The organism is Streptomyces alboniger, assembly GCF_008704395.1.
GTDB classification, from domain to species: domain Bacteria; phylum Actinomycetota; class Actinomycetes; order Streptomycetales; family Streptomycetaceae; genus Streptomyces; species Streptomyces alboniger.
On sequence record NZ_CP023695.1, the window covers coordinates 3,141,324 to 3,167,414 of the forward strand.

Genomic DNA, 26,091 nt, shown 5'->3' on the forward strand with positions numbered 1-26,091 from the left:
GCCTACTTCTGCAACACCGTCAGGTCCCGCTCCGCGTCCGGCACCGACACCGTCCCCCGGTCGTCCGGCAGCGTCTGGACCGTGAACATGGGGATGCCGTCCTCGGGCAGCGACAGCATCCGCGATCCGTAGACCTCGCCGCCGGACACGGGCTCCACGGTGAGGGCGTACGCGCCCTTGAGGCCGGCCGGTACCGGCGGCTTGGCGATCTCCAAGGTCGTGCCGCCCTTGACCGTGTACGTCTTCGCGGCCGGCGTGCCGCCCTCGGTGCCGGGCGAGGCGGTGACCTTCACCTTCGCCGTCCTGCCGGGGGCCACCAGGGAGAGCGTGGAGCCCTTGGCGCGGTTGTCGGCGACCGTCGCGCGCGTGCCCGCCGCGTTCGTCGCCGGGATGAACGCGGTCTCCTTGTCGCTGCCCTTGCCGCGGGTGACGCGCAGGGCGGCCACCACGGGCACCGCCTTGTCGGTCGGCGAGAGCAGCAGCGAACCGGCCTCCCCCTTGGTGATGTCACCCAGGTCCACGGCGGCGGTCATCCCGGCCTTGATGTGCAGGTTCTCGTGCCCGGCCGGGGTGATCGTGCCGGTCGGCGAGGCGAGCTGGAGCTTCACGTCGGCGTCCTCGGAGCCCGGCGCGAAGGCGACCAGGCGCACCGAGGTGGCGTCCTTCGGGATGCCGGGCAGGACGGCTTCGGCGGCCGGGTCGGCGGAGGCGGGCAGCCAGTCGCCGCCGAGCTTCTCGTCGGAGGACTGCACGGCGGCCGCGACCCGGCCGCTGCGCGCGGTCACGTGCATCGTGAGGTTCGTGTACTGCTTGTCGGCGAGCGTGGAGAGCAGCACCGGGACGCTGGAGTGCGGCTGGACCTGGATGGCATCGCCCACCGGGGAGGTGACCTCGCCGTCCGGGCCGAAGAGTTCCACGTCGACGACGGCCGCGGAGTCGTCGGGGTTGGTCAGGTGGATGTAGTCGCTGCGGTCCTTGGCGGTGCTCGCGGCCGGGAACCAGAAGTCCGTGTCGGGCGCGGTGCAGTTGGTTCCCTGCGCGCCTCGGCCACTGCCCGCGGAGTACGTCGTGGTCTGCTGCACGGTCCAGCCCGGGGCGAGCGGGCCGTCGGCGGTGCCGATGAGCGCGGGCGCCTCGGCGCCGGACTCCTCGCCGCCGACCGCCTCACCGGGCTTGTTCTGGGTCAGGAAGGGCTTGGCCTCCTTGCCCTTGGCATCCTCCTGCGGAGCGTCCGTCAACTGCTTGGTCACGGGAAGCAGTTCCGCCTTGCCCGTGCCCCCGGCGCCGCCCGCCTTCGGGGTGAACGCGGTGTACGAGGTCTCCGCGAGGTCGGAGGCGCTGGGCACCGGGCAGAGCAGGCTGGTGCGTTCGACGGGCAGCCGCGCGGCGGATTTCGCCCGGTCGTCGCCCTTGTCGTCGGGGCCGCTGGTCGCGGCGTACCCGGTGACGGCGCCGAGCGCGACGACCACGGCGATCAGGGACTGGGTGGTGCGGTTCACTGCTGGCTCCCGTCGGGGCGCTCACTGTCGGTGCCGTGGGGCGGCCGCGGGGGCATCGGGGACTGCTGCCCGCCGTACGGGTCCTCTCCGTAGGACTGGCCGTACTGCTGCCCGCCTCCGTAGGCGCCGCCCGCCCCGCCGTAGGAGGCGTACGGGTCGTACTGGCCGCCCTGGTAGGCGTCCGCCGGGTGGGACGGCTGTTCGTAGGAGCCGGGCGGGTACTGGTCGCCCTGGTACTGCTGCTCGCTGCCGTAGGTGCCCTGTTCGGTGCCCGCGTGGGCGGGTTCCTCCCACGCGCCGTACGACTGCTGCGGCGGGACGGCCGCCAGGGCCTCCTCCGAAGGAGGAGGCGGTACGTCCGTCTCCTGTGCGGCCTGCTCGCTCTGGGCCCGCAGCCTGCGCGCCCTGCGGCCCTCGCCCTCGACCGCCTGGGCCGGGATCGCTGGCTCATCGGGGAGGTCGTCGTCGACGTCGCGGCGCCGCCCGGGCAGCGCGAGCACCACGAGGACGACGGCGAGCGCGCCCTGCGCCCACAGCCAGGCGGTGTGGCCCACCGGGGTGTCGTATGTGACGTCCAGGCGGCCGCCCGACGCGGGCAGTTCGAAGCCCTGCGCCCAGCCGTCCAGCGTGGTGCGGGTCAGCGGGCGGCCGTCGAGGGTCGCCGTCCAGCCCGGGGCGGCGGAGTCCGCGAGCCGCAGCACACGGCCCGCGTCCCCCGAGGGGATCTTCGTGTGCAGCTCGACGGGGCCCGCGGCGACGGGCTCCGGGTCACCGGCCTTCGGGACGATGGCGGCGCGGGAGACCTGCCGGTCCACGCGCCACAGGGCGCTGCCGTCCTCCTGGCTGAGCCGGGTCAGTCCGGGGGTGGCGTCCAGCGTGCGGCTCATCTGGCGGGGGGCGCCCTCGCGTACGAGGACGTAACGCACCGCGTAGCCGCCGAGCTGATCGGCCTGGTCGGCGCCGGAGCCCGCGACGAGCCGGGCGACGATCTTGTCGAGCCTGCCGTCGGGGCCCGCCGACGCGGCCAGTTCGGCGTCGCCGAGCCGGGCGCCCGAGCCTCGTACGAGCGTGTAGGCGACCTCGGCCGCCGACTCGCTGTCGAGGACGAGGGTGCGGGCCTGGTCCTGTGTGCCGCTCTCCTCGGCGACGAACGCGGGCACCTGCACCGGATCGCGCCGCTCCAGAGGGCCGTCGGCGCCGCGGACCATCCATCCGGCGGCGACGAGCAGCGGCCCGGCCGCCGCGGCGAGGGCGATGAGCGCGGCCACCGGCTGCCGCCAGCCGAAGCTCTGCTCGGCGACACGCGCGCGTGCCCCGTCGGCGCCGAGCGCGGCGGCGGCGAGGAGCGCGATGCCGTAGCCGAGGGTGGCGGGGCCCGCCCACGCCGAGCCGTTCGACAGGACGGCGAAGACCAGCGAGACCAGAGCGGCCGTCCACGCGGTGCGCACGGCCAGCTGTCGCTCGGTGCGCAGCAGGGCGCCGAGGGCGGCCAGGACGATGCCGACGAGCAGCAGTCCGTCCACGGTGCCGGGGCCGCCGGGGCTGGTGCCGAGCAGGTCGAGCGCGCTCGCGGAACCGGCGCCGAACTCCAGGCCCGCTTCCTTGAAGAAGCCGAAGGGCAGCAGCGTCAGCGACCACGGGGCGAGCATGAGCAGCGGCGTGCCGACGGCGGCGAGGAAGCGCGGTCCGTAGGCGGTGATGTCGCGGCGGCGCAGCACGAGGAGGGCGAGGCCGAGCACCAGGGCGATCGGCCAGACGACCGGCGTGAAGGCCGTGGCGAGGGTCAGCAGCAGTGCGTACGCCCACGTGGCGCGCCAGGTGCCGCGGGCGGTGCCGGAGGCCGTCAGACCGGCGGCCGCGGCGCCCGCGCGCGCGATGAGCGGCAGCAGGACCGCGAGGACGGCGGTGCCGATGCGGCCGCCGGCGAGCGCGCCGGTGGCGGCGGGCAGGAAGGCGTAGGCGACGGAGGCCCAGGCGCGCAGCAGGCGCGAGGTGACCAGCGGACGGGAGGCGAAGTACGCGGCGATGCCGGCCAGCGGCACGGAACCGACGAGCAGCACGGTGACGGCGAGCCCGGTGGAGCCGAACAGCAGGGTGGACAGTCCGGCGACGAGCGCGAGGTAGGGGGGCGCGGCCGCGGTGCCGCCGGTGCCGACGGGGTGCCAGCCGTCCACGTAACGCGCCCACAGGCCCGAGGAGTCGGCGGGGGCGGGCAGCAGCGCGCCGCCCGCGAGCGCCCCGCTGCCGAGCAGGGCGCGGCAGGCGACGAGGGAGACGAACAGGAGCACTACGAAGAGCATCGGTCCCGGTTTGCGGGCGATGCGCTTGAGGCGGGCGAACTGCTCGATCTCCAGGAAGTCGGCGTCGTCGCCGCCGGGTCCGGACTCGACGGCGCCGTGCCGTCCCGCGCCCGCGGGGGCCTCGGGGTCGGAGCGGCCGACGAGGCTGCCCGCGGCCTGTTCGACGGTGGCCCGCACGGTGGCGCCGGGCGGCGGGAACAGGGCCCGCATCTCCCCCGCGTCGAGCACTGACTTGCCGCGCTGTTTGCGAGCGGTGAGGATCCGCCCCGGCCGCAGCAGGGTGGCCAGGAGTCCGGCGATCTCGTCGAGGGCCTGTCCGGGCGCCTTGCCGACGAGATACGTGACGGTGCGCAGGAGCGTGCCGAGGACGAGTCGGAAGAGCACCCAGGGCAGCACGGCCGTGCGGGCGTTGACGAGCAGGGTGTAGGCGGCGCCCGCCTTGTCCACGCGGTGGGGCGAGGTCGACGTACGGCCGACGCAGTCGACGGTGCGGCGCTCGCGCGAGGACGCCTCCGCGTGCCGCACGACGGCGTCGGGGGCGACGAGGACGCGGTGTCCCGCGGCGTGCGCGCGCCAGCACAGGTCGACGTCGTCGCGCATCAGCGGCAGGCGGCGGTCGAAGCCGGCGAGCTGTTCGTAGACGTCGCGGCGGATGAGCATTCCGGCGGTGGACACGGAGAGCACGGGCCGTACGTGGTCGTGCTGCCCCTGGTCCTGCTCGCGCCGGTCGAGGCCGGTCCAGCGGCGGCCGCTGTTGGCGATGGAGACGCCGACTTCGAGCAGCTGCCTGCGGTCGTACCAGCCGCGGAGCTTGGGGCCGACGACGGCGACGTCCTTGCCCAGCTCGTGTTCGTTCTCGACGGCGCGCAGCAGTTCGGCGAGGGCGTCGGGTTCGGGCGCGCAGTCGTCGTGGAGCAGCCACAGCCACTGCACGGGCTCGCCGTGCGGCAGGTCCGGCATGTCGTACGCGTCGTCGCGCCAGGACCGGCTCACCGGGTCCCAGCCGCTCGGGCGCTTCAGGTACGGCAGCTCTTCGGGGGTCGGCGTCCCGGCGCCGCGGACCGCCTCGTCGACGGCGGTGCCGAAGCCGGCGCGGCGGGCGAGGTGGAGTACGCGGTCGGGGCCGAGGGCCTCGGTGACCAGGCGGGCGGAGTCGTCCGCGCTGCCGGTGTCCGCGGCCACGGCCTGCTGTACGGGCCGCTCCTGGCCGAGCAGCCCCGCCAGGGCGTCGGGCAGCCAGCGGGCGCCGTCGTGGGAGACGAGGACGGCGGTCACGACGTGCCGCGGGAACTCGGGCGGGCGGGTCGGGTCGAACCCGGCGGCAGCGTCGTTATGGGCTGCCGAATGGCTGTGCACGGACATCGAGGTACGGGCCCCGGTTCGATGGACTGTGGTGGACGCCTGCGCCCTGCGGGGGCGCCGGGGCGTCCTGGACGGGGCCCCACACTAACGGCTGGCACCAGGACGGCCCGCCGCCTGTGGATGACCCACGGGCGACGGGCCGTTCGTCGCGCATTGATTGGGGGAGATGTGTGCCGAATTGCGGCGGCACCTGCGCGGATGCGCTTCCGTTCACACCGCTGCCTTCTTCAGTCGTCGGCGCTCACGCTCCGACAGGCCGCCCCAGATTCCGAAGCGTTCGTCATTGGCGAGCGCGTATTCGAGGCATTCGGAGCGGACCTCACAGGCGAGGCAGACCTTCTTGGCCTCGCGCGTGGAGCCGCCCTTCTCGGGGAAGAAGGACTCGGGGTCGGTCTGGGCGCACAGCGCGCGCTCCTGCCAGCCGAGTTCCTCGTCCGCGTCCTCGACCAGCAGTTCCTGAACCAGCTCGGTCATCTGCGCCCCTCGTCTGTCTGTGCGTCCCCGTGGTGCTGCCGTTACCGGTTTCGGCTGAACGACACGAGTGAAATTACAAGTGCGCCGATCCGGGCCAGTCAAGCCGAGATCTGCTATTGGGCCCCTTATTCACTCTGCGGAACCAAGGCTATGCGGAAAGTGTTCAAATCGGCATAAACCATGACACCCATCGGCGACCCGCCGGCACTCCCCTCCAGGAGGCTCCGGAAGGGGCCACACCGGGAAGGACGTCGATGTTTGAGTGCCGGTTGCTGCGCCATGTGTCCCGTGAACCCGGTGCACAAACCTTTCGCCTGCCCGAACAACCGGATGAGGTGAAAGCTATCCCACATTTCGGACATTGAGTTGACAGTGAAGGTGTAAGCAGGTGTTCTGGTGGGCATGCTCGCGAACCTGGCTCTTTCGATGACCCGCACCAGCGGGTCCATCGGTGCTGCCCACGCGCGCTGTTGCTGTTCCTGCTCCAGCTGTTGAGTCCATCCAGCTGTCGAGCCGCTTTCCCCGCGTCACGCTTCCCCGCATCACGCATCGCCGCCTGACCCGTCTTTCTCCGCTTTCTCCGCGTTCCCGCGCTCCACCCATCCCTCGCGACACCCCAGCACTCTTACGTTGAGGAACCACCGCACGATGAACAGCGACAGCGACCTCCAGATCGCCGGCGACATCCTCGAAGTCCCGCACCTCCTCCAGCCCGCCCGCGAGCACCCCGCCACCGTGGCCGAGTTCGTCGGCCTCGCCCGCGCCATCGCCGCCGACCGCTCCCAGTGGGAGCACCTCGTCCAGTACGACACCACCAGCCGCTGGTACCACCGCCTGCGCACCGGACCCGGCTACGAGGTCTGGCTGCTCTCCTGGGTGCCCGGGCAGGGCAGCGGACTGCACGACCACGGCCGCTCCTCCGGCGTGCTCACCCTCCTGGAGGGCGAGTTGACCGAACGCACCGAGCGGGGCACGCGGGCTCTCACTGCGGGCGCGCAGCGCGTCTTCGCGCCGGGGTACGTCCACGAGGTCGTCAACGACTCCCTCGAACCGGCCGTCAGCCTGCACGTCTACTACCCCGGCCTGACCGAGATGCCGATGCACGCCGCCCGGTGCGCGGCCACCGTCGCGGACGGCGTCGCGGAGGATGTCGTAACCGCCTGACGCACTGTCGTACCCGCCTGACATGCTGGGGACCATGCGCATTGTGGTTCTGGCCGGCGGCATCGGCGGCGCCCGTTTCCTCCGCGGGCTCAAGAAGGCCGCGCCCGACGCGGACATCACGGTCATCGGCAACACCGGTGACGACATTCACCTGTTCGGGCTGAAGGTCTGCCCCGACCTGGACACCGTGATGTACACGCTCGGCGGCGGCATCAACGAGGAGCAGGGCTGGGGGCGTACGGACGAGACGTTCAAGGTCAAGGAAGAGCTCGCGGCCTACGGCGTCGGGCCCGAGTGGTTCGGGCTCGGCGACCGGGACTTCGCCACGCACATCGTGCGGACGCAGATGCTGGGCGCCGGCTATCCGCTCAGCGCCGTCACCCAGGCGCTCTGCGAGCGCTGGCAGCCCGGGGTGCGGCTCATCCCCATGTCCGACGACCGCGTCGAGACGCACGTGGCCGTCACGGTCGACGGTGAGCAGAAAGCCGTGCACTTCCAGGAGTACTGGGTCCGGCTGCGCGCCTCCGTGGACGCGCACGCGATCGTGCCCGTCGGCGCCGAGCAGGCCAAGCCCGCGCCCGGCGTCCTCGAAGCCATCGCCGAGGCCGACGTCGTCCTCTTCCCGCCGTCCAACCCCGTGGTGAGCGTCGGCACCATCCTCGCCGTGCCCGGCATCCGCGAGGCGATCGCCGACGCGGACGTGCCGGTGGTCGGGCTCTCCCCCATCGTCGGCGACGCACCCGTCCGGGGCATGGCCGACAAGGTGCTCGCCGCCGTCGGCGTGGAGACCAGCGCCGCCGCCGTCGCCGAGCACTACGGCAGCGGACTGCTCGACGGATGGCTGGTCGACAGCGTCGACGCGGGCGTGGTGGAGCGCGTGGAGAGCGCCGGCATCCGCTGCCGGGCCATCCCGCTGATGATGACCGACGTCGACGCGGCGGCGGAGATGGCGCGGCAGGCGCTGGCGCTGGCCTCGGAGGTGCGGGCGTGACCTCGCCGGACGGCACGGGCCCGTCCTTCCGGGTGTGGGCCGTCCCCGGACTGCCCGAGGTGCGGGAGGGCGACGACCTCGCCAAGCTGATCGCCGCCGCCGAGCCGGGCCTCGCCGACGGGGACGTCCTGCTCGTCACGTCCAAGATCGTCAGCAAGGCCGAGGGGCGGATCGTCGAGGCGCACGACCGCGAGGCGGCCATCGACGCGGAGACCGTACGGGTCGTCGCGCGGCGCGGGACCCTGCGGATCGTCGAGAACCGGCAGGGCCTCGTGATGGCCGCGGCCGGGGTCGACGCGTCGAACACGCCCTCCGGGACGGTGCTGCTGCTCCCGTCGGACCCCGACGCCTCGGCGCGTGCCGTGCGGGACGGGGTGCGGGACGCGCTGGGGGTCGAGGTGGGGGTCATCGTCACCGACACCTTCGGGCGGCCCTGGCGGGCCGGGCTCACCGATGTGGCCATCGGGGCGGCCGGCGTGCGGGTGCTGGACGATCTGCGGGGCGGTGTCGACGCGTACGGCAATCCGCTGAGCGCGACTGTCGTCGCCACGGCCGATGAGCTGGCCGCCGCGGGAGATCTCGTCAAGGGGAAGGCCGCGGGGCTGCCGGTCGCGGTGGTGCGGGGGCTCGCCCATGTGGTGGGCGGCGGCTCCGGCGGCTCCGACGGCTCCGACGGCTCCGACGGCTCCGGTGACTTTACGGACGTAGGGGCTCGGGCGCTGGTGCGCGGGGCGCGGGACGACATGTTCCGGCTCGGGACGTCCGAGGCGGTGCGGGAGGCCGTGGCGCTGCGGCGGACCGTGCGGGAGTTCACGGACGAGGAGGTCGACCCCGGGGCCGTGCGGCGTGCCGTCGCCGCGGCGGTCACCGCGCCCGCGCCCCATCACACGACTCCGTGGCGGTTCGTCCTGCTGGAGTCCGCGGAGGCGCGGGTCGAACTGCTGGACGCCATGCGGGACGCGTGGGTCGCGGATCTGCGGCGGGACGGAAAATCGGAGGAGGCCGTCGCCAAGCGGGTGCGGCGGGGGGACGTGTTGCGCGACGCGCCCTATCTGGTGGTGCCTTGCCTGGTGATGGACGGGGCCCATACGTACGGGGACGAGCGGCGGGACGGGGCCGAGCGGGAGATGTTCGTGGTCGCGGCGGGCGCCGGTGTGCAGAACTTCCTGGTCGCTCTGGCCGGGGAGCGGCTCGGCTCCGCGTGGGTCTCGTCGACGATGTTCTGCCGCGATGTCGTGCGGGACGTTCTCGGACTGCCGCGGGAGTGGGATCCCATGGGGGCGGTGGCTGTGGGGCATCCGGCGGTTTCGCCTCCCGCTCGGGGCGTGCGGGATGTGGAGGGCTTTGTCACCGTCCGGTGAGGGGGCGGGGTCGCCTTCTCGACGCGCCTGGTCAGAGTAGGGCGATGTCTGTTCTGCGCATGCGCGGGGCTCTGCGCGGTGGTGTGTGGCCGCTCAGGAGGATCAGGCGGGTGGCGCGGTGGCGCTGGCCCTCGTAGGGGGTCAGGAGGCTCAGCATCGCCTCGTCGTCCGCCTCGCGGTCGTTCGCCAGGGCGTGGCCGACGATGCCGGGGAGGTGGAGGTCGCCGACCGTGACCGCGTCCGGGGCGCCGTTGCTGCGCTGGACGGTCTCCGCCGAGGTCCAGGGGCCGATGCCGGGAATCAGTTCGAGGCGGGCCCGGGCTTGCACGGGCTCCATCGCCGCCGCCTCCTCCAGACGGGCGGCCACCTTCGCCGCGCGCAGGATCGTCGACGCGCGCTTGTTGTCCACGCCCGCCTTGTGCCACTCCCAGGAGGGGATCAGGGACCAGGTGCGGGGGTCCGGCATCACGTACAGGTTCGGAGTGGGGCCGGGGGCCGGCTCGCCGTGGCCGCGGACCAGGAGGCGCCAGGCGCGGTAGGCCTCGTCCACCGTGACCTTCTGTTCCAGGATCGACGGGATCAGGGACTCAAGGACCAGGCCCGTGCGCGTCAGGCGCAGCCCCGGGCGGCGGCGGGCCGTCGCGGCGACGAGGCGGTGGCGGGGTACGAAGGCCGAGGGGTCGTCCGACGCGCCGAGGAGCGTCGGGAGGCGGTCGAGGAACCAGTCGGCTCCGGGGCCCCAGGCCTCCGCCTCCACCGTGCCGGAGCGCAGCGCCAGGCGGAGGGTGCCGGGGCCCTCCGGTGTGCGGCTCGCACGCCAGACCGAGCCGTCCGGGGTCGTACGGAAGGTGGGGTCCGCGGGGCCGCGCCGCAGGGGGCCGACGGTCACGCCGAGATCCAGCGGGAACGGCGGCTTCCACGTACGGGTGCGGACCGCCGTGGCCTGGCGGGGGACGCCCGCGGGTACGGCGGTTTCGCCACCGCGCACAGTGGTGCGAGTGGGGCGCGGGGCGAAACGGGACGACATCTCTATGAGGGTAGGCGACGGCCGTCCTCGCCGGGGCGCTCAGCGGCTCTCACTGGTCCGAGGAGAAGCGGATGGCGCCCGGCGGGAGCGTGGCCCCGCACCAGACGCGTGCGCCTTCGCGCAGTTCGTTGTCGGCGCCGACGCTCGCGCCGTCGCCGATCACCGCGCCCGAGAGCACCGCACGGGCCCCGACGCGGGCGCCCGAGCCGACGAACGAGTCGGTGATCACCGCGCCCGGTTCGACGACCGCGCCGGCCAGGACCGTGCTGCCGGAGATCCGCGCGCCCTCTCCGATACGGGCGTTCTCGCCGACGACCGTGCCGCCGGTGAGCTTGGCGCCCGGCGCGACGGAGGCGGTGGGCAGGGCCAGGCCCTCGCCGCGGCGCCCCGGGACCGCCGGGGAGGGCGCACGGCCGAGGACGAGGTCCGCCGAGCCGCGGACGAACGCCTGGGGCGTGCCCAGGTCGAGCCAGTACGTCGAGTCGACCATGCCCTGGAGGTGGGCCCCCGAGGAGAGCAGATCGGGGAACGTCTCGCGTTCGACCGAGACCGGGCGGCCCGCGGGGATCGTGTCGATGACCGAGCGGCGGAAGACGTACGCGCCCGCGTTGATCTGGTCGGTGACGATCTCCTCGGGGGTCTGCGGCTTCTCCAGGAAGGCGGTGACCCGGCCGGTCGCGTCGGTGGGGACGAGGCCGAACGCCCTCGGGTCCTCGACCCGGGTCAGGTGCAGCGAGACATCGGCGCCGGACGTCCGGTGGGTGTCGACCAGGGCGCGGATGTCCAGGCCGGTGAGGATGTCGCCGTTGAAGATCAGGACGGGATCGTCGGGGCCCGAACGCAGGTGCGACGCCACATTGCGGATGGCGCCGCCCGTGCCCAGGGGCTCGGTCTCGGTGACGTACTCGATGTGGAGGCCGAGGGCCGAGCCGTCGCCGAAGTACGGCTCGAAGACCTCGGCAAGGTAGGAGGTGGCGAGGACGATGTGTTCCACGCCCGCCGCGCGGGCCCGCGCCAGCTGGTGGGTGAGGAACGGGACGCCCGCCGCCGGAACCATCGGCTTGGGGGTGTGGACCGTGAGCGGTCGCAGCCGGGTTCCCTTGCCGCCGACCAGGAGGATCGCTTCTGTCACCTGTCGTCTCTGCTTCCTGCTGGGGCCGGCCGAACTTGAGTTTCGGCCGGCCAGTGTATGCAGACGGGTTTGCAGATCGTGCAGTGCGACCAGGGCTCAGCGGCCCTGCATGCGGGCCGACGAGGACCGGGCCTTGCCGAGCTTGTTGTACAGGCGGCTGCCGGGGCACTCGGTGGCGAATCCGTCACGGTGCCCCGAGATCACCCTCAGCCGGACGTTCCTGCCTTTCTTGTACAGGTTGCCGCCGCCGGACTTCAGGTAGGTAGTACCGCGCGGGTTGGCGCCGTACAGGCCGAGCTTCCACGCGGTGAGCCGGGCGATGGCGTTCACGGCGGCCTTCGGCGGGGTGGCGCGGCTGTACGTGCCGAGGACGGCAATGCCCATGCTCTTCGCGTTGAAACCGCGAGTGTGGGCCCCGAGGACCGGCTTGGCCACACCTCCGGCACGTCCTTCGTAGATGTTTCCGCACCTGTCGACCGCGAAGTTGTACCCGAAGTCACGCCAGCCGCTGCTTCTCACGTGGTAGCGGTAGATGCTGCGCAGTACGGATCCCGACTGTGAGCAGCGGTAGTTGTTGCCGGACGCGCTGTGGTGCACGAAAGCGGCCTTCACGGTCTTCGTGTACGCGAAGTTCCGCTCGCGGATCCGCTCGTCGGCGCCCCAGCCCTTGCGCGTGATGATGCGCGGGCGCGGGCCGATGTAGGGCCGCGCCTTGCCGACGGCCTCGGAGCCGCCGCGGGCGGCGATCAGGTCCGCCTCCGTCCGGCGCTTGGTCAGCGCCGGGATCACGGCGGCGTCGAGCGGGGCCAGCTCCGCGTTGACGGCCGAGGCCGCGGCGGCCTCGGCGGTCATGGCGGTGGCGCGCGGCACCTCGGCCGGGCCGCCGCGCGGCGGGGGCTCGTCGCCCGGGTCGACGAGTTCGAGGCGCAGGCCCTTGGGGAGCAGGGAGCCGGTGGGGGCGCGGTCGGCGTGGCGGTCGGCCTCCGCGCGTACGCGGATCTCCACGCCGTCGGAGTCGCCGACCCACAGCGGCGCCGTGGAGCCGCGGACCTTGCCGGTGCCGCGTTCCAGGGTCCCCGGGTCGGCCGCGTGTTCGTGGTTGTGCGTCTCGACGTGCTGCCAGCCGGACCAGGTGCTGGTGCCGCTCGCGCGGGTGCGGACCTGGACGGTGCCGTGCAGTTCGTCGGCCGGGTCGTCCCAGACGACGCCCACCAGCGAGAAGGGGCGGACGTCGCGCCGGGTCAGGCCCTGTTCGCGCTCCGCGGGGCCGGCGGAGCGGTCGGAGCCGAGGGGGGCGAGCGGCAGCGACTGGGTGCTGCCGGGGATCCCCTCCGCGCCGGGAGCCGCCGCGGCGACGGGAGCCTCCTTCGCGCTGGAGGCCGTCTTCACTCCGGGGGGTGCGGCCCGGGCTGTGGACGACGGCAGGGTGAGGGGCAGGGCCAGAGCGGCCGCGCAGGTGACGCCGATCGAGGAAGTAAGGAATCCACGCATACGTCTGATGGTCGGCATAGCGGAACGTATCTGTCCATTGGGGAATTGACGGACCGTCGGCCCGGCGCGTTCGATCGGTGGCCCGCGCTTCCCCGCCACGCCGGGGGGCGCGCGGGTGCCCGCGTACGCTTGCGCCCGTGAACGCCAACGACCGCACCCCTGCCGACCTGCTGCGATCCGCGCTCGCCTCGGATCCCGGCCGTCCCCTGGTGACCTTCTACGACGACGCCACGGGTGAACGCGTGGAATTGTCCGTCGCCACCTTCGCCAATTGGGTGGCCAAGACCGCCAATCTGCTCCAGGGCGATCTCTCCGCCGAGCCCGGCGACCGGGCCGTGCTGCTGTTGCCCGCGCACTGGCAGACGGCCGTGTGGCTGCTCGCCTGTTCGTCGGTGGGTGTGGTGGCGGACGTGGGCGGCGACCCCGCGTCGGCGGACCTCGTCGTCAGCGGGCCGGACACGCTCGACGCGGCGCGCGCGTGCTCCGGGGAGCGGGTCGCGCTCGCGCTGCGGCCGCTCGGGGGGCGCTTCCCTCAGACGCCGGACGGCTTCGCCGACTACGCCGTCGAGGTGCCCGGTCAGGGGGATCAGTTCGCTCCGTACGCGCCGGTGGATCCGGACGAGCCCGCCCTCGTGGTCGGCGGCGAGGAGCTGACGGGCTCGGAGGTGGTGGAGCGGGCCCGCGCCGATGCCGCGCGACTGGGCGTGGAGGCGGGGTCCCGGGTCCTCTCGGGGCAGTCGTACGAGGCCTGGGAGGGCCTGAGCCACGGTCTGTACGGGGCGCTGGCGGTGGGCGGGTCCGTGGTGCTGTGCCGGCATCTTGAGCGGCTTGGCGAGGAGGGCCTGGAGAAGCGGGTCGTGGAGGAGCGGGTGTCCGTCACCGTGCGGTAGGCCTCGCGGCGGGCGGCGGGGGATTTCAGGTGCGGGGCCGTTTGGGCTTGTCGCGCAGTTCCCCGCGCCCCTGAGGGGCGCCTCCCCGGCCGCACATCGCGTGCGTGCGTCGTGGCTTGGCGCGCAGTTCCCCGCGCCCCTACAGGGCGCTTGCTCTCCGCCGCACATCGCGTGCGGCTCCCTCGTGGCTGAGCGCGCCGTTCCCCGCGCCCCCTGCGGGGCGCCCCCTATGCGTACGTCGCCCGTTCGGCCTACGTGCGGTGCTGGTCCAGAGGCCCCTCGCGGCGTGGCGGGCCATGGTCGTAAGGGACGTATGAACGCACCGACGCAGCCATGAGGGGTGGACGCTCACGTGACCGAGACCGCTGGGGCGCCTTCCGGGCCGGATGAGGATCCGGGGCCGAAGGGTGCGTACGGGCCCGGGATGGGCGCGAGCCCCAGTGGGGTGGGTGCCGTGCGTCGCAGGCGGCGTTGGCTGCGCGGGCTGGCGATCGGGGTCGCCGTGGTGGTGCTCGCCGCGGGCGGCGCGGGATGGGCCGCGTACCAGAAGCTCAGCGGCAACATCACCAAGGACACCGACGCCGCCGCCGAGCTCTCGCGCTACGAGAAGGAGCGGCCGACCCCGCTGGTGCACGACGCGCAGAACATCCTGCTCATCGGCTCCGACACCCGCGCGGGACCGGCCAACCGCAAGTACGGCAGGGACCCCGGCACCCAGCGCTCGGACACCACGATCCTGCTGCACCTGGCCGCCGACCGGCAGAGCGCGACCGCCGTGTCGATCCCCCGTGACCTGATGGTGGACATTCCCGGCTGCCGCAGGCCGGACGGCTCGCGGACGCGGGCCCAGTTCGCACAGTTCAACTGGGCGTTCGAGTTCGGCGGGACGGCCTGCACGATCCGTACCGTCGAGAAGCTCACCGGAATCCGCGTCGACCACCACATGGTCGTGGACTTCGCGGGGTTCAAGGACATGGTCGACGCGGTCGACGGGGTGGAGGTGTGCCTCAAGGCCCCGATCGACGACGACGACGCCCACGTACGGCTCGCCCCTGGGCTGCGGACCCTCGACGGCGAACAGGCGCTCGGTTACGTACGCGCCCGCAAGAGCCTCGGCAACGGCAGCGACACCGAGCGGATGGACCGCCAGCAGGAGTTCCTCGGCGCGCTCGTCAACAAGGTGCAGAGCAATGACGTCCTGCTGAACCCGGCGAAGCTCTACCCCGTACTGGACGCGGCGACGTCCTCGCTGACGACCGACCCCGCCATCGCGAGCCTGCGCGGCCTGTACGAACTGGTGCGCGGCATGCGCAATATCCCCACGGAACGGGTGCAGTTCCTCACCGTCCCCCGGCAGTCGTACACCTACGACGCCAACCGCGACGAGCTGGTCGAACCGGCGGCGGAACAGCTCTTCACGCGCCTTCGCACCGACAGCCCCGTCTCGGTGGTCCCGGAAAAGCCCCGGAAACCGGCGCCGAGCCAGGAACAGGCGAGCAGCGACGGGAAACCCGACGACCCCTCGCATACGCCGTCACCCGCGCCGACATTCCGGGGCAACACGGCGGCGGAGACCGCCTGCGAGTAAAACGATCTTCAAGGCAAGGCCGCTTTCGACTAAGAAATAGGGCGGATTGCCCAGTTGTAGGGGAGTGGAATTTGTCACCGGCGTCGTCCGGCGCTGAACTGGGCGGATAGTGTGAGCGATCCGGTGCGCCGGGCCCTCTCGGCCACGCACCGCTGGAACGACTGACCGAGCGCCTTCTTGAGGGGGTAAGGCGCCGCGTGGCCCCGACGGAGGACGCAAACAACCGTGGACGCGCAAGGCCGTGGGCGGGCGGAGAACATCGATCCCGCAGACCAGTGGGTGCTCAACCCGGACACCGGTGACTACGAACTGCGACTGAGCCCCTCCGCAGGGCAAGGACAGTCGACGGTGCCAGGACCCCGTAGGGCAGCTCCCCGTCAGGGTGGGCGAGGCCGCCCCACGCCGGGCCGCGACCGCGAACGCCCGCGACAGGGCGAGCGCGACGAGCGCCGCGAGGTGCCCGGGCAGCGCAGGCGCCGCGTCAAGGAGCCGGAGCCGGCCGCCGGCGGCGGCAGGCGCAAGCAGCGGCCGAAGAAGTCCAAGGGCAAGAAGGTCCTGGTGTGGACCGGCGGCTCGCTGGCGTTCCTGCTGGTCACGGGCTGCGTCGGTGGCTATCTCTACTACCAGCACCTCAACGACAACATCACGTCGATCAACGACGACGGCGCGGGCACCGGCGGCTTCAGCAAGGACCGGGCCATCAACATCCTGGTGGTCGGCACCGACAAGCGCAGCGGCAGCGGCAACAAGGGGTACGGCGACGAGGGCAGCCTCGGCCACGCGGACACCACGATCCTGCTGCATGTCTCCAAGGACCGTACGAACGCGACGGCGTTGAGCATCCCGCGCGACATGATCACGGACATTCCGGACTGCCCCACCACCATGAAGGACGGCAGCAAGAAGACCATCCCGGGCTCGACGAACGTCCGCTTCAACGAAAGCCTCGGCCAGAACGAGCGGACGCCGAGCTGCACGATGCGCACGGTCACGAAGATCACCGGGATAAAGCTCGACCACTTCATGGTGGCCGACTTCAACGCGGTCAAGACGCTCTCCAGCGCGGTCGGCGGTGTGGAGGTCTGCCTCGCCAAGGACATCGACGACCCCAAGTCGCATCTGAAGCTGTCCAAGGGCACGCACACGATCGAGGGCGAGAAGGCGCTCGCGTTCGTGCGCACCCGGCACACGGTGGGCAACGGCGGCGACTTGAGCCGCATCGCGCTCCAGCAGCAGTTCCTCAGCGCGCTGATGCGCAAGCTGAAGTCGAGCGACACCCTCACCAACCCGACGAAGATGTTCTCCCTGGCGGAGGCCGGCACCAAGGCACTCACCGTCGACTCCACGATCGGGGACATCATGAAGCTCCGTGACCTCGGCATGGAGCTGGGCAAGCTCGACATGAAGAACCTGAGCTTCGCCACGCTGCCGGTCAAGGACAACCCCGCCGAGAAGACCCCCATCACGGTCGTGCCCGACCCGCCCAAGGCGGACCCGCTCTTCGCGATGCTGCGCGCCGACCAGTCGCTGACCGAGGTGAAGAAGAAGCAGAAGCGGGAGAAGGCCGCGGTGGCCGCCCGCCTCAAGGGTCCCAAGGCCGACGCCTCCGAGGTGCGGGTCGACATCTACAACGGCAGTGGCAAGACCGGCGCCGCTCAGACAACTCTCACGTGGCTACAGAACAATGAGGGCGTGCTCAAGTCCACCCAACTGGGGAACGCGCCCTCGGTCATCAAGAAGACGACGCTGGAGTACGGACCGGCCCAGGCGGACCAGGCCCGTCGGCTCGCCGACATCATGGGGCTGCCCGCCTCCGCCCTGAAACCGGGCAAGAGCGAGAAGAACGCACAGGGACTCCCTGCCATGAAGCTGACGCTCGGCGGCGACTTCAAGGGCGCGGGCGTGCCCATCGCCCCGCCGAAGAAGGCGCCGGAGGGGATCCAGAAAGTCGAAGCCGACAAGACTGTGTGTGCCAAGTGACCTGAAGCGGTCGTTCTGCGTCTAACAACGCGCCAAGGACAAGACTCCAAGGCGTCGCGGAGCGGCCGCGGTTCGGGAATGGGGCGGGGAGGGGCTGGGGATGAGGCAGAACAGCGTGCGTAAGGAGGGGGCGCGACAACGCGCCCCGCACGCAAGTGATCACGGCTGGGACGACGGCCCGCACGACGGCGGCCCGCGCCGGGGCCGCTCGCGCCAGGACGACGCGCGCTCCGGGGAGCCCTCGGGCAGCGCAGGCACGCCCCCCAAGGACGGTGGACGGCCCCCCGGCCACCGGCGCAAGCGCGGCTCGGGCGGCGGTGGCGCACGGCCGCCGCGCCGCAAGCGCCGCGTCCTGCGCTGGTCGGCGACGATCCTGTCCGTACTGATACTTGGCACGGCCGGCGCCGGATACCTGTACTACCAGCACCTCAACGGCAATCTGGAGACGGACGACCTGAACCTCGGCGAGCACCGGGCCCCCGAGCCCACGCCCAACGCCGCGGGACAGACGCCGCTGAACATCCTGCTCATCGGGTCGGACGCGCGGGACTCCAAGGAGAACCAGAAGCTCGGCGGCGCCAAGAACACCTTCGGCTCGCCGCCGCTCGCGGACGTCCAGATGCTGCTGCACCTCTCGGCCGACCGCTCCAACATGTCGGTCGTCAGCATGCCGCGCGACACGCTGCTCCAGATCCCCAAGTGCACGGACCCCGACGACGGCAGGGTCTACCCCGAGACCGGCCCGCGGTACATGACCAACGAGTCCCTGGGCCGCGGCGGCCCCGGCTGCACGGTCGCGACCTGGGAGAAGCTCACCAACATCCACATCGACCACTTCATGATGGTCGACTTCTCGGGTGTGGTCTCCATGGCGGACGCCATCGGCGGCGTACCGGTCTGCGTGGACAAGAACATCCACTCGCGCGACAGCCAGGGCCACGGCTCGGGCCTGAAGCTGAAGAAGGGCACCACGGAGGTCAAGGGCGAGCAGGCCCTCCAGTGGCTGCGCACCCGCTACGGCTTCGAGGGCGGCACCGACATCAGCCGCGCCAAGGCGCAGCACATGTACATGAACGCGCTGGTCCGCAAGCTCCGCGAGAACACCGGCCTGACCAGCCCCAACCAGCTGCGCAAGCTCGCCGAGGAGGCGACGGACGCGCTGAAGGTCGACGACGGCCTCGGCACCATCAAGAAGCTGTACGACCTGGGCAACGAGCTCAAGAAGGTCCCGCCGAGCCGTACGACGATGACGACCATGCCGTTCGAGTACGTGGGCGCCCGCGTCATCCCCAAGCCCGGCGACGCCGAGCAGCTCTTCCGCCTCGTACGCGACGACATCCCGCTGGACGGAAAGGGCAGGAAGAAGCCCGCGAAGGAGAAGCTCTCGGACGATCCGGCGGCCGCCGACGACCAGATCGCCGTCCAGGTCCAGAACGGCACGCGGACCGCCACGGAACCCCCGACCTCCGGCCGGGCCAACACGGTGGCGCAGCTCCTCACCGGCAAGGGCTTCACGAAGGCGACGGCGGACACGACGACGGTGCTGACCGAGGGCAAGACCGTCATCCGCTACCCCAGCGCCGAGCTCGAGGGCGACGCCCAGCGGATCGCCAAGGCGCTGAAGCTGCCGCTCAGTTCCGTGAAGAAGTCCACGGACGTCTCCGGGGTGACGCTCGTCGTCGGCGCCGACTGGCGCGAGGGCGACGCCCCGCCGAAGCCGTCGAAGAAGGACGACAGGACGCCGGACTCGGCGGACGCGCTCAGCGGCTCCGACAAGAAGGCCTGCATGAAGGTGGACCCGGACTTCACCTGGTAGCCCCCCGCCGGCCCCCGAGGGTGGCCCCCCGCGCACGCGAGGGGCCGTTCAGGCCTGCTGGGTCTCCCCGAGGACCGCCGGGCGGCGCGAGGCGATGACCTTCCTGGCCAGCGAGCGCGGGCTGGTGAGGAAGCCCCAGCCCCACGACATGTGCATGGTCGCCAGCGCCACCGGGATCTGGAGGCGCGCCTTCAGCGGCAGGCCCTTACCCGCGGGGACGGACCCGGCCGCGATGGCCGCGAGATAGCCGCCGGGGATCACGAAGCCCCACGGCGTGAGCGCCGCGCCCACCACGACGCCGGCCGCGATCGCGCAGAGCGCGGTCGGCGGCGCGAGATAGCGGAGGTTGATGGAGCCCGCGTGGTAGCGGGCGACGACGTGGCGCCAGCGGCCGTAGTCCTTGTACTGCTTGGCGAGCGCCTTCACGCTCGGCCGCGGGCGGTAGGAGACCAGCAGGTCGGGCGAGAACCAGATCAGGCCGCCGGCCTCGCGGATGCGGAAGTTCAGCTCCCAGTCCTGGGCGCGGATGAACTCCTCGTTGTAGCCGCCCTGCTGCTCCAGGGCCTCACGGCGGAAGACGCCCAGATAGACCGTCTCGGCCTGCTGGGCCTCGCCGCCGGTATGGAAGGCGGCGTTGCCCACGCCGATCTTCGACGTCATGGCGGCGGCGACCGCGTGCTCCCAGTCGTTCTGGCCCTCGGCGTGCATGATGCCGCCGACGTTCATCGCGCCGGTCTCCTCCAGGAGGCGGACGGCGGTGGTGATGTAACCCGGCGAGAGCGCGGCGTGGCCGTCCACGCGGACCACGATCGGGTGACGGGAGGCCTTGATCGCGGCGTTCAGTGCCGCCGGCGTACGTCCCGTCGGGTTCGGGACCGTGTGCACCCTCGGGTCTTCCCTGACCAGCTCCGCGGCGATCTCGTCCGTGCGGTCGGTGGAGGGGCCGAGCGCGACGACGACCTCCATCTCACCCGCGTACTCCTGACGCAGGATCGCGTGGACGGCCTCGCGCAGATGCCGCTCCTCGTTGAGGACGGGCATGATCACGGATACGGCGGGCGGCTGCGCCTCAGACTTCGCGTTCATCACGCGTCACGTTACCGCGAATGGGGGACACGGGCGCGCGCCGTCCGGGTCGCTACCCCGGGCCGCATTTCGTATGGGCTTACGTTTCTCGGGTCCCCCAGGCCGCCGCCCACCCCCAGCCACAGCCCGTCTCCGCGGAGGTGTCCCCCACGTGCCCACACCGCCCCGCTACCCCGCTCCCCCGCCGCGCCGCCCGCACCCGCAGGGCCGCAGGCCGCCCGCACGCCGGTCCGCAGGGCGGGGCAAGCGGCGGCCGCGCTGGGCGATGCGGGTGGCGATCACGTGCTCCGTGACGGTGCTCGCGGCGGCCGGGATCGGGCACACCGTGGTGACCAGCCTCGACACCGGCATCAAGCGGGTCGACGCCTTCAAGGACATGAAGAACCGGCCGGCGTCGGGCAACGGCATGAACGTCCTGCTCGTCGGCACCGACGGCCGCGACAGGATCACCCCCGAGGACAAGCAGAAGTACCGCCTCGGCGGCGCGCCCTGCCACTGCACGGACACGATCATGATCGTGCACATCTCGGAGGACAGGGACCGCGCCAGCGTCGTGAGCCTGCCGCGGGACTCGTACGCCGATCTGCCCGCCCACACCGACCAGACCAGCGGCAAGCAGCACCGGGCGCACCCCAACAAGATCAACGCGGCGTACGCGGAGGGCGGGCCGAACCTCACGGTCCGGACCGTCGAGCACATGACGAAGGTCAAGATCGACCACTATCTGGAGGTCGACTTCACCAGCTTCATCAAGACCGTCGACGTGCTCGGCGGCGTCGAGATCTGCACGGCCAAGCCGCTGAGGGACTCGCACACGGGCCTCAACCTGGCGGTCGGCACGCACGCCATGAACGGCGGCGAGGCGCTTCAGTACGTACGTTCGCGGTATGTCGACGGGGCGTCCGACCTCGGCCGGATGCAGCGCCAGCAGCGGTTCCTCGCGGCGCTCATCGCGAAGGCGACCAGCAGCGGAGTCCTGCTGAACCCGGTCAAGTTCCGCGACGTGACACTGACGCTGCTCGGCTCGGTCCGGGCGGACAAGGGCTTCGGGACGAGCGACATGCTGGACCTCGGGCGGGCGATGCGGGGCTTCTCGCCGTCGTCGTCGGAGTTCACGACCGTGCCGCTGAGCGAGACGGGCCAGGTCCTGCCGGGCATCGGCTCGACGCTGAAGTGGCATCCGGAGAAGTCCGCGAAGCTCTTCAAGGCCCTGCGCGAGGACCGGCCGCTGGCGTCGCACCGCGTCAAATCCAAGTACACGCTGGTGGACGTCTCGCCGCAGCAGATCCGGGTGCAGGTGGAGAACGGCACGGGGACGCCGGGGCTCGGCAAGCGCGTGGACGCGGAGCTGCGGGCCACCGGGTTCCGCACGACGGGCCTGCCGACGGACGTGCCGAACGCCCAGCGGGCCCCGGCGCCCCGGACCGTCGTCGCCTACGACCCGCGCTGGGACCGCTCCGCGACCTCCCTCGCGACCGCCCTGCCGGGCTGCGAGATGCGCAAGGTCGACCGGCTCGGGCCGACGCTGAAGGTCGTCGCGGGGACGGACTTCAAGGCGGTGCGGCCGGTGCGGGCGGAGGACGAGCTGCAAGGGGAGTTCGGAGCGGTCACGGGGGATCAGGTGGTCTGTCCGTAGCCGCCGTCAGTCCTCACTCGGCTGCTGCGCCCGCAGTTCCTTGATGGCTCGGCGACGGGCCAGTCGATGCGTACGGCGAATCTGCGCTTCCTTGAACCGCCGCTCGTTCCGTTCCGAGTCCGGGACGACCGGCGGGACCGTGCGGGGCTTGCCGTCCGCGTCGACGGCCGCGAAGACGAGGTAGGCCGAGCCGACCTGCTGCGCCGGCGTCGACTCGTTCCAGCGCTCGGCCATCACGCGTACGCCGATCTCCATAGACGTGCGCCCCGTCCAATTGCACTGCGCGTGCACGTGGACGAGATCACCGACGCGGACCGGCTCCAGGAACACCATCTCGTCCATGGACGCCGTGACCGCCGGCCCGCCCGAATGCCGCCCCGCCACAGCCCCGGCCGCGTCGTCCACCAGCTTCATGACCACACCGCCGTGCACCGTCCCGAGAAGGTTGGTGTCACCCGCGGTCATGATGGTGCTCAACGTGGTGCGCGAGGCCGCGGTCGGCTTGCCGGGAAGCTCGTTCCCGGTCCCTATGGGGGCGTGATCTGTCATGCCCTCCACCTTATGTCGGACCTTTGAGCGAGCCCTCCCCGGCCGTTTTGCATCAGCTCTGCAACAGCCCTGGCCCGAATTCCCGACCGCCCTGTATGCCGCCCCGTCCGGCATAGCACACTGGGCCACATGAGCGATTGGCCAGACGATCAGGCGGGCGGCCGTGGTTACGGCCGCGGCAGCGGGAACCCCCAGCCCGACGGCGCCCGCGTGATGCGGCACGTCCAGCGCGGGGGGCCCGCCCGCCCCGCGGGGCCGCCGCCGGGCAACGTCCCGCAGCAGCCTTCGTACGACGACGGGTACGACGACGCGTACGGGAACGGGCAGCCGTACGGCGACGCCCGCGACGAGGTCTTCGAGCCCCGCACCCCGCGCCGCGACGCGTACGGCCAGAGCTACGACAGCGGCTACAACACCGGCCAGGTCTACGGCCAGCCCGCCGGCGGGGGCGGCCAGGGCGGCGCGGGCCGGCCGCCGCGCGCCGGGCGTCCCGCGCCGGACTGGCGGCGCCGCATCAAGATCGGCTCGATCACCCTGGTGAGCGTGCTGCTCGTGACGACGGTCGCGACGTACTTCTGGGCCGACGGCAAGCTCAAGCGCGAGGTCGACCTCTCCAAGGTCATCGAGCGGCCCGAGGGCGGCGCGGGCACGAACTACCTGATCGTCGGCTCGGACAGCCGCGAGGGCATGTCCGACGAGGAGAAGAAGAAGCTCCACACGGGCTCCGCCGAGGGCAAGCGCACCGACTCGATGATGATCCTGCACGTCGCGGACGACGGCGGGAACACGATGATCTCGCTGCCCCGCGACTCGAACGTGACGATCCCGTCCTTCAAGGGCGCCGAGTCCGGCAAGCTCTACCCGAACCAGGGCCGCCAGGTGAAGCTGAACGCCGCGTACGCGGAGGACGGCCCCGAGCTGCTCGTGCGGACCGTCGAGTACAACACCGGCCTGCGCATCGACCACTACGCCGAGATCGGCTTCGGCGGCTTCGCCAAGATCGTGGACGCGGTCGGCGGCGTGGAGATGGACATCCCCAAGGCCTTCAAGGACAAGTACTCGGGCGCCGACTTCAAGGCCGGCAAGCAGACGCTCGACGGGCAGGACGCCCTCGCCTTCGTCCGCACCCGGCACGCCTTCAGCAGCGACCTGGACCGCACGAAGAACCAGCAGAAGTTCCTCGCGTCCCTCGCCAACCAGGCGGCGACGCCCGGCACGGTCATGAACCCGTTCAAGCTCTACCCGACGATGGGCGCGGGCCTGGACACCCTGGTCGTCGACAAGGACATGGGCCTGACGGACGTGGCCTCCATGTTCTGGGCGATGAAGGGCGTCACGGGCGGCGACGGCAAGTCCATGAACATCCCGATCGCCGGTATGGCGGGCGGCAACGTCCTGTGGGACAAGGCCAAGGTCAAGCAGCTCGTCAATCAGCTCAACAGCGACGAGAAGGTGACGGTCCAGGGCGGCTGAGCGGGCCCCTTGGCGGACGTGCGGCGCATCGGCGTACCCCGAACGGCCCGCCTGGCGCGAACCCACGGCTCCGGCATGCCACGGTGGTGCGAACTGCCGCCACCGCCGATGTCCGGAGCCCTGCCATGGCAGACCTACAGGACGAGATCAACGCCACCGCCGAAGCGGGGAAGCTCGACCAGCCCCCCGCCCCACCCGACCCGCATGCCGAGCCGCGTCCCGAGCCAGTCGATGAACGGGAGCCCGGGCTCGACCCCGACGCCGAGTCCGATCCTGAGTCGGAGCTTGAGCCGGGTCCCGCGTCGGTACCGGCCGACGACCCGCTCGCGCGGGCCCGTGCCGTGCTCGCCGCGCATCCCGTCGCCGACGGATACAGCGGTCTGCCGGGAGCGCTGCGCGACCTGCCCTGGTACGACTTCGAGACGGGCGACAGCGGCCTGGAGAGCGACCTGCCGAGGCTGCGCGCGGGGCGGGTCGGAGCGCAGTTCTGGTCCGTACACGTGCCCGAGTGGCTGAGCGCCGACCGGGTCGTGCGGGCGACGCTGGAACAGATCGACCTCGTGAAGCACGTCGTCGGCGCCCACTCCGAGGGGCTGCGGCTGGCCCGTGACGCCTCGGAGGCCACCGACGCCCGCAACTGCGGCCGCATCGCCACGCTGATCGGCCCCGCCCGCGGCGCCGCGCTCGGCGACTCGCTCGGCACGCTGCGCGCACTGCACAGCCTGGGCGTGTGCGCGGTCACCCTCTGCGGCACGTCCTGGGCGGGCACGGCCGGGCTGAGCGCGTTCGGCGAGGAGGTCGTGCGGGAGATGAACCGGCTCGGGGTCCTCGCGGACCTGTCCGGCGCCTCCGAGGCGACGGTGCGACGGGTGCTCGCCATCTCCAAGGCGCCGGTGATCTTCACCCGCTCCGGGGCCCGCGCCGTGCACGACCACCCGGACAACCTCTCGGACGAGGTGCTCGCCGAGGTGGGCGCCGCCAAGGGCCTGTGCATGGTGCCGCTGGCCGCGGAGCGGACCGGTACGTCGGTACGCGACGTGGCGGACCACGTCGAGCATGTGCGCGGCGTGGCGGGGCCGGAGTGCGTCGGGCTCTCGGGGACGTACGACACTCCTGACGTGCACCCGGACGGCCTCGTCGACCCGTCCTGCTATCCGCGGCTGATCGCCGAACTCATCGAACGCGACTGGTCCGAGGCCGACGTGGCGCTGCTCACCTGGGGCAACGTCCAACGCGCCCTGCGCGGCGCCGACTTCACGGCACGGGCCGCGCGGGAGCGCAGGACGGCGTCGACGGCGACCATAGAGCACCTGGACGGCTGATCCTCGGCCGCCTTCGGTCAGGGGATCTTGCAGAGGCAGAACGGGTGCCCGACCGGGTCGGCGTACACGCGGAAGTCGCGCTTGCCCCCGTCGTCGTCCAGGTCGAGGGGGCGCGCGCCGAGTGCGAGCACCTTCTCCTGGGCGGCGTCGATCTCCTCGTCGGTGCGGCCCGCGTCGAGGTCCAGGTGGACCTGCTGGGCGTTGAGGTCGCCGCGCGGCCACTCGGGCGGGCGCAGGTCCGGCACCCGCTGGAACGAGACCTTGACGCGGCCGGGGGCCACGAGGTCGACCCAGTCGCCGTCGCCCTCGATGGTGCCGCCGATGACCGCGGCGTAGAACTCCGCGAGTTCACGGGGGTGCGGGCAGTCGAAGACGACGTTGCGCAGGTGTGCGATGGGGGCGGTGGAAGGGGTGGGATCGGTGTCGTGGCGGTCGGTCATGACTCCTCCTTCTCGTCCGTCTCAGCAGTGCGGTTCCTGCTCAGCAGTGCGGCTCCTTCTCAGCAGGCGCAGAGGCAGAACGGGTGCCCTGCCGGATCGGCGTAAACCCGCCAGTTGCGGTCGCGGTCGGCGGCGTCCAGGACCGTCGCGCCGAGCGCCAGGGCCTGCTTCTCCGCGGCGTCCATGTCTTCCACTGTGAGATCCAGGTGGAACTGCTGCGACCCGTCGGGCGCGGGCCACTTCGGCGGTACGAACCCGGGGGCCTCCTGGAAGGCCAGCGGCGTGCCGCCGTGGCCGGCGAGGTCGACCCAGCCCTCGTCGGCGGGGGTGGGGGTGCCGCCGACGACCGCGGCGTAGAACTCCGCGAGGGCGAGCGGGTCGGGACAGTCCAGGACGACGGCACCGAGCTTGGCGAAAGCCATGTTTCCTCCAGGTCAGCTACGGATTACCACATGAAGGCTTCAGGCAGTAACGGTTACTTCATACTCCCCCAGAAGAGGTAACGTCGCA

Annotated in this window: 20 protein-coding genes; 10 read left to right on the plus strand and 10 right to left on the minus strand. The window is 72.0% G+C overall.

Going from position 1 to position 26,091, the window contains the following annotated elements; genetic code table 11:
- Positions 1-2: 2 nt before the first annotated feature.
- The 3 genes from CP975_RS13770 to CP975_RS13780 all read right to left on the minus strand — a co-directional run bounded on the left by CP975_RS13770 (position 3) and on the right by CP975_RS13780 (position 5,635).
- Positions 3-1,499 (minus strand): DUF5719 family protein, encoded by a 1,497-nt coding sequence (locus CP975_RS13770; protein WP_055528723.1) that lies wholly within the window; start codon positions 1,497-1,499, stop codon positions 3-5.
- Positions 1,496-5,161 (minus strand): glycosyltransferase family 2 protein, encoded by a 3,666-nt coding sequence (locus tag CP975_RS13775; RefSeq protein WP_055528724.1) that lies wholly within the window; start codon positions 5,159-5,161, stop codon positions 1,496-1,498. Before CP975_RS13775 ends, CP975_RS13770 begins: the two co-directional genes overlap by 4 nt.
- Before the next feature lie 210 nt (positions 5,162-5,371).
- A complete protein-coding gene (locus tag CP975_RS13780) occupies positions 5,372-5,635 on the minus strand; it encodes a WhiB family transcriptional regulator (protein WP_016642094.1) in 264 nt (87 codons plus the stop codon).
- 648 nt (positions 5,636-6,283) lie between these two features.
- Here CP975_RS13780 and CP975_RS13790 point away from each other — a divergent pair.
- The 3 genes from CP975_RS13790 to CP975_RS13800 are packed head-to-tail and all read left to right on the plus strand — an operon-like array spanning position 6,284 to position 9,151.
- The gene (locus tag CP975_RS13790; RefSeq protein ID WP_055528725.1) at positions 6,284-6,799 is read left to right on the plus strand and encodes a cysteine dioxygenase; all 516 of its coding nucleotides are present in this window, start codon (positions 6,284-6,286) and stop codon (positions 6,797-6,799) included.
- 34 nt (positions 6,800-6,833) lie between these two features.
- Positions 6,834-7,790 carry a 2-phospho-L-lactate transferase gene (gene cofD / locus CP975_RS13795; RefSeq protein WP_055528734.1) on the plus strand — a complete coding sequence of 319 codons (957 nt, stop codon included), beginning with the start codon at positions 6,834-6,836 and terminating at the stop codon, positions 7,788-7,790.
- Positions 7,787-9,151, plus strand: a complete 1,365-nt coding sequence (locus CP975_RS13800; protein WP_055528726.1) for a coenzyme F420-0:L-glutamate ligase — start codon at positions 7,787-7,789, stop codon at positions 9,149-9,151. The genes cofD and CP975_RS13800 overlap by 4 nt, the downstream gene beginning before the upstream one ends.
- Positions 9,152-9,182: 31 nt before the next feature.
- On the opposite strand, the gene CP975_RS13805 is transcribed toward CP975_RS13800, so the two are convergent.
- The 3 genes from CP975_RS13805 to CP975_RS13815 form a co-directional block, all read right to left on the minus strand.
- Positions 9,183-10,178 (minus strand): DNA-3-methyladenine glycosylase family protein, encoded by a 996-nt coding sequence (locus tag CP975_RS13805; protein ID WP_055528727.1) that lies wholly within the window; start codon positions 10,176-10,178, stop codon positions 9,183-9,185.
- 49 nt (positions 10,179-10,227) lie between these two features.
- Positions 10,228-11,310 (minus strand): mannose-1-phosphate guanylyltransferase, encoded by a 1,083-nt coding sequence (gene manB, locus CP975_RS13810; protein ID WP_055528729.1) that lies wholly within the window; start codon positions 11,308-11,310, stop codon positions 10,228-10,230.
- A 96-nt stretch (positions 11,311-11,406) separates the two neighbouring features.
- Positions 11,407-12,801: a peptidoglycan recognition protein family protein gene (locus CP975_RS13815; RefSeq protein ID WP_246201500.1), complete on the minus strand. Its 1,395-nt coding sequence runs from the start codon at positions 12,799-12,801 to the stop codon at positions 11,407-11,409.
- A gap of 137 nt (positions 12,802-12,938) precedes the next feature.
- Between CP975_RS13815 and CP975_RS13820 the strand changes: the two genes are divergently transcribed.
- From CP975_RS13820 to CP975_RS13835, 4 genes are all read left to right on the plus strand, one after another.
- Positions 12,939-13,691, plus strand: coding sequence for a TIGR03089 family protein (locus CP975_RS13820; protein WP_055528731.1), 753 nt, complete (start codon positions 12,939-12,941; stop codon positions 13,689-13,691).
- Positions 13,692-14,043: 352 nt separating this feature from the next.
- Positions 14,044-15,279 carry an LCP family protein gene (locus CP975_RS13825; protein WP_055528736.1) on the plus strand — a complete coding sequence of 412 codons (1,236 nt, stop codon included), beginning with the start codon at positions 14,044-14,046 and terminating at the stop codon, positions 15,277-15,279.
- 225 nt (positions 15,280-15,504) lie between these two features.
- Positions 15,505-17,259, plus strand: a complete 1,755-nt coding sequence (locus tag CP975_RS13830) for an LCP family protein (protein ID WP_150476930.1) — start codon at positions 15,505-15,507, stop codon at positions 17,257-17,259.
- A gap of 100 nt (positions 17,260-17,359) precedes the next feature.
- On the plus strand, positions 17,360-19,075 hold the full coding sequence (locus CP975_RS13835; protein WP_055528732.1) for an LCP family protein: 1,716 nt from the start codon (positions 17,360-17,362) through the stop codon (positions 19,073-19,075).
- A gap of 48 nt (positions 19,076-19,123) precedes the next feature.
- Here the strand turns inward: CP975_RS13835 and CP975_RS13840 are convergent, their stop codons facing one another.
- The gene (locus CP975_RS13840; protein ID WP_030793862.1) at positions 19,124-20,161 is read right to left on the minus strand and encodes a glycosyltransferase family 2 protein; all 1,038 of its coding nucleotides are present in this window, start codon (positions 20,159-20,161) and stop codon (positions 19,124-19,126) included.
- Between the two features lie 151 nt (positions 20,162-20,312).
- Between CP975_RS13840 and CP975_RS13845 the strand changes: the two genes are divergently transcribed.
- Positions 20,313-21,797: an LCP family protein gene (locus CP975_RS13845; RefSeq protein ID WP_478492190.1), complete on the plus strand. Its 1,485-nt coding sequence runs from the start codon at positions 20,313-20,315 to the stop codon at positions 21,795-21,797.
- Between the two features lie 6 nt (positions 21,798-21,803).
- Here the strand turns inward: CP975_RS13845 and CP975_RS13850 are convergent, their stop codons facing one another.
- Positions 21,804-22,346 carry an acyl-CoA thioesterase gene (locus CP975_RS13850; RefSeq protein WP_055536059.1) on the minus strand — a complete coding sequence of 181 codons (543 nt, stop codon included), beginning with the start codon at positions 22,344-22,346 and terminating at the stop codon, positions 21,804-21,806.
- Between the two features lie 129 nt (positions 22,347-22,475).
- On the opposite strand from CP975_RS13850, the gene CP975_RS13855 reads away from it, so the two are divergent.
- Both CP975_RS13855 and CP975_RS13860 read left to right on the plus strand, forming a co-directional pair.
- A complete protein-coding gene (locus tag CP975_RS13855) occupies positions 22,476-23,819 on the plus strand; it encodes an LCP family protein (RefSeq protein ID WP_150476933.1) in 1,344 nt (447 codons plus the stop codon).
- A 125-nt stretch (positions 23,820-23,944) separates the two neighbouring features.
- Positions 23,945-25,141, plus strand: a complete 1,197-nt coding sequence (locus CP975_RS13860) for a membrane dipeptidase (RefSeq protein WP_055536057.1) — start codon at positions 23,945-23,947, stop codon at positions 25,139-25,141.
- Between the two features lie 17 nt (positions 25,142-25,158).
- On the opposite strand, the gene CP975_RS13865 is transcribed toward CP975_RS13860, so the two are convergent.
- On the minus strand, positions 25,159-25,581 hold the full coding sequence (locus CP975_RS13865) for a VOC family protein (RefSeq protein WP_055536056.1): 423 nt from the start codon (positions 25,579-25,581) through the stop codon (positions 25,159-25,161).
- 59 nt (positions 25,582-25,640) lie between these two features.
- The gene (locus CP975_RS13870) at positions 25,641-26,003 is read right to left on the minus strand and encodes a VOC family protein (protein WP_055536055.1); all 363 of its coding nucleotides are present in this window, start codon (positions 26,001-26,003) and stop codon (positions 25,641-25,643) included.
- Between the last annotated feature and the right edge of the window lie 88 nt (positions 26,004-26,091).

Excerpts from the sequence above, each read along its gene's own strand:
- CP975_RS13775 (WP_055528724.1), bottom strand. The coding sequence starts at position 5,161 with ATGTCCGTGCACAGCCATTCGGCAGCCCATAACGACGCTGCCGCCGGG.
- CP975_RS13780 (WP_016642094.1), bottom strand. The coding sequence starts at position 5,635 with ATGACCGAGCTGGTTCAGGAACTGCTGGTCGAGGACGCGGACGAGGAA.
- CP975_RS13790 (WP_055528725.1), top strand. The coding sequence starts at position 6,284 with ATGAACAGCGACAGCGACCTCCAGATCGCCGGCGACATCCTCGAAGTC.
- cofD (WP_055528734.1), top strand. The coding sequence starts at position 6,834 with ATGCGCATTGTGGTTCTGGCCGGCGGCATCGGCGGCGCCCGTTTCCTC.
- CP975_RS13805 (WP_055528727.1), bottom strand. The coding sequence starts at position 10,178 with ATGTCGTCCCGTTTCGCCCCGCGCCCCACTCGCACCACTGTGCGCGGT.
- CP975_RS13815 (WP_246201500.1), bottom strand. The coding sequence starts at position 12,801 with ATGCGTGGATTCCTTACTTCCTCGATCGGCGTCACCTGCGCGGCCGCT.
- CP975_RS13835 (WP_055528732.1), top strand. The coding sequence starts at position 17,360 with ATGAGGCAGAACAGCGTGCGTAAGGAGGGGGCGCGACAACGCGCCCCG.
- CP975_RS13840 (WP_030793862.1), bottom strand. The coding sequence starts at position 20,161 with ATGAACGCGAAGTCTGAGGCGCAGCCGCCCGCCGTATCCGTGATCATG.
- CP975_RS13850 (WP_055536059.1), bottom strand. The coding sequence starts at position 22,346 with ATGACAGATCACGCCCCCATAGGGACCGGGAACGAGCTTCCCGGCAAG.
- CP975_RS13855 (WP_150476933.1), top strand. The coding sequence starts at position 22,476 with ATGAGCGATTGGCCAGACGATCAGGCGGGCGGCCGTGGTTACGGCCGC.
- CP975_RS13860 (WP_055536057.1), top strand. The coding sequence starts at position 23,945 with ATGGCAGACCTACAGGACGAGATCAACGCCACCGCCGAAGCGGGGAAG.
- CP975_RS13865 (WP_055536056.1), bottom strand. The coding sequence starts at position 25,581 with ATGACCGACCGCCACGACACCGATCCCACCCCTTCCACCGCCCCCATC.
- CP975_RS13870 (WP_055536055.1), bottom strand. The coding sequence starts at position 26,003 with ATGGCTTTCGCCAAGCTCGGTGCCGTCGTCCTGGACTGTCCCGACCCG.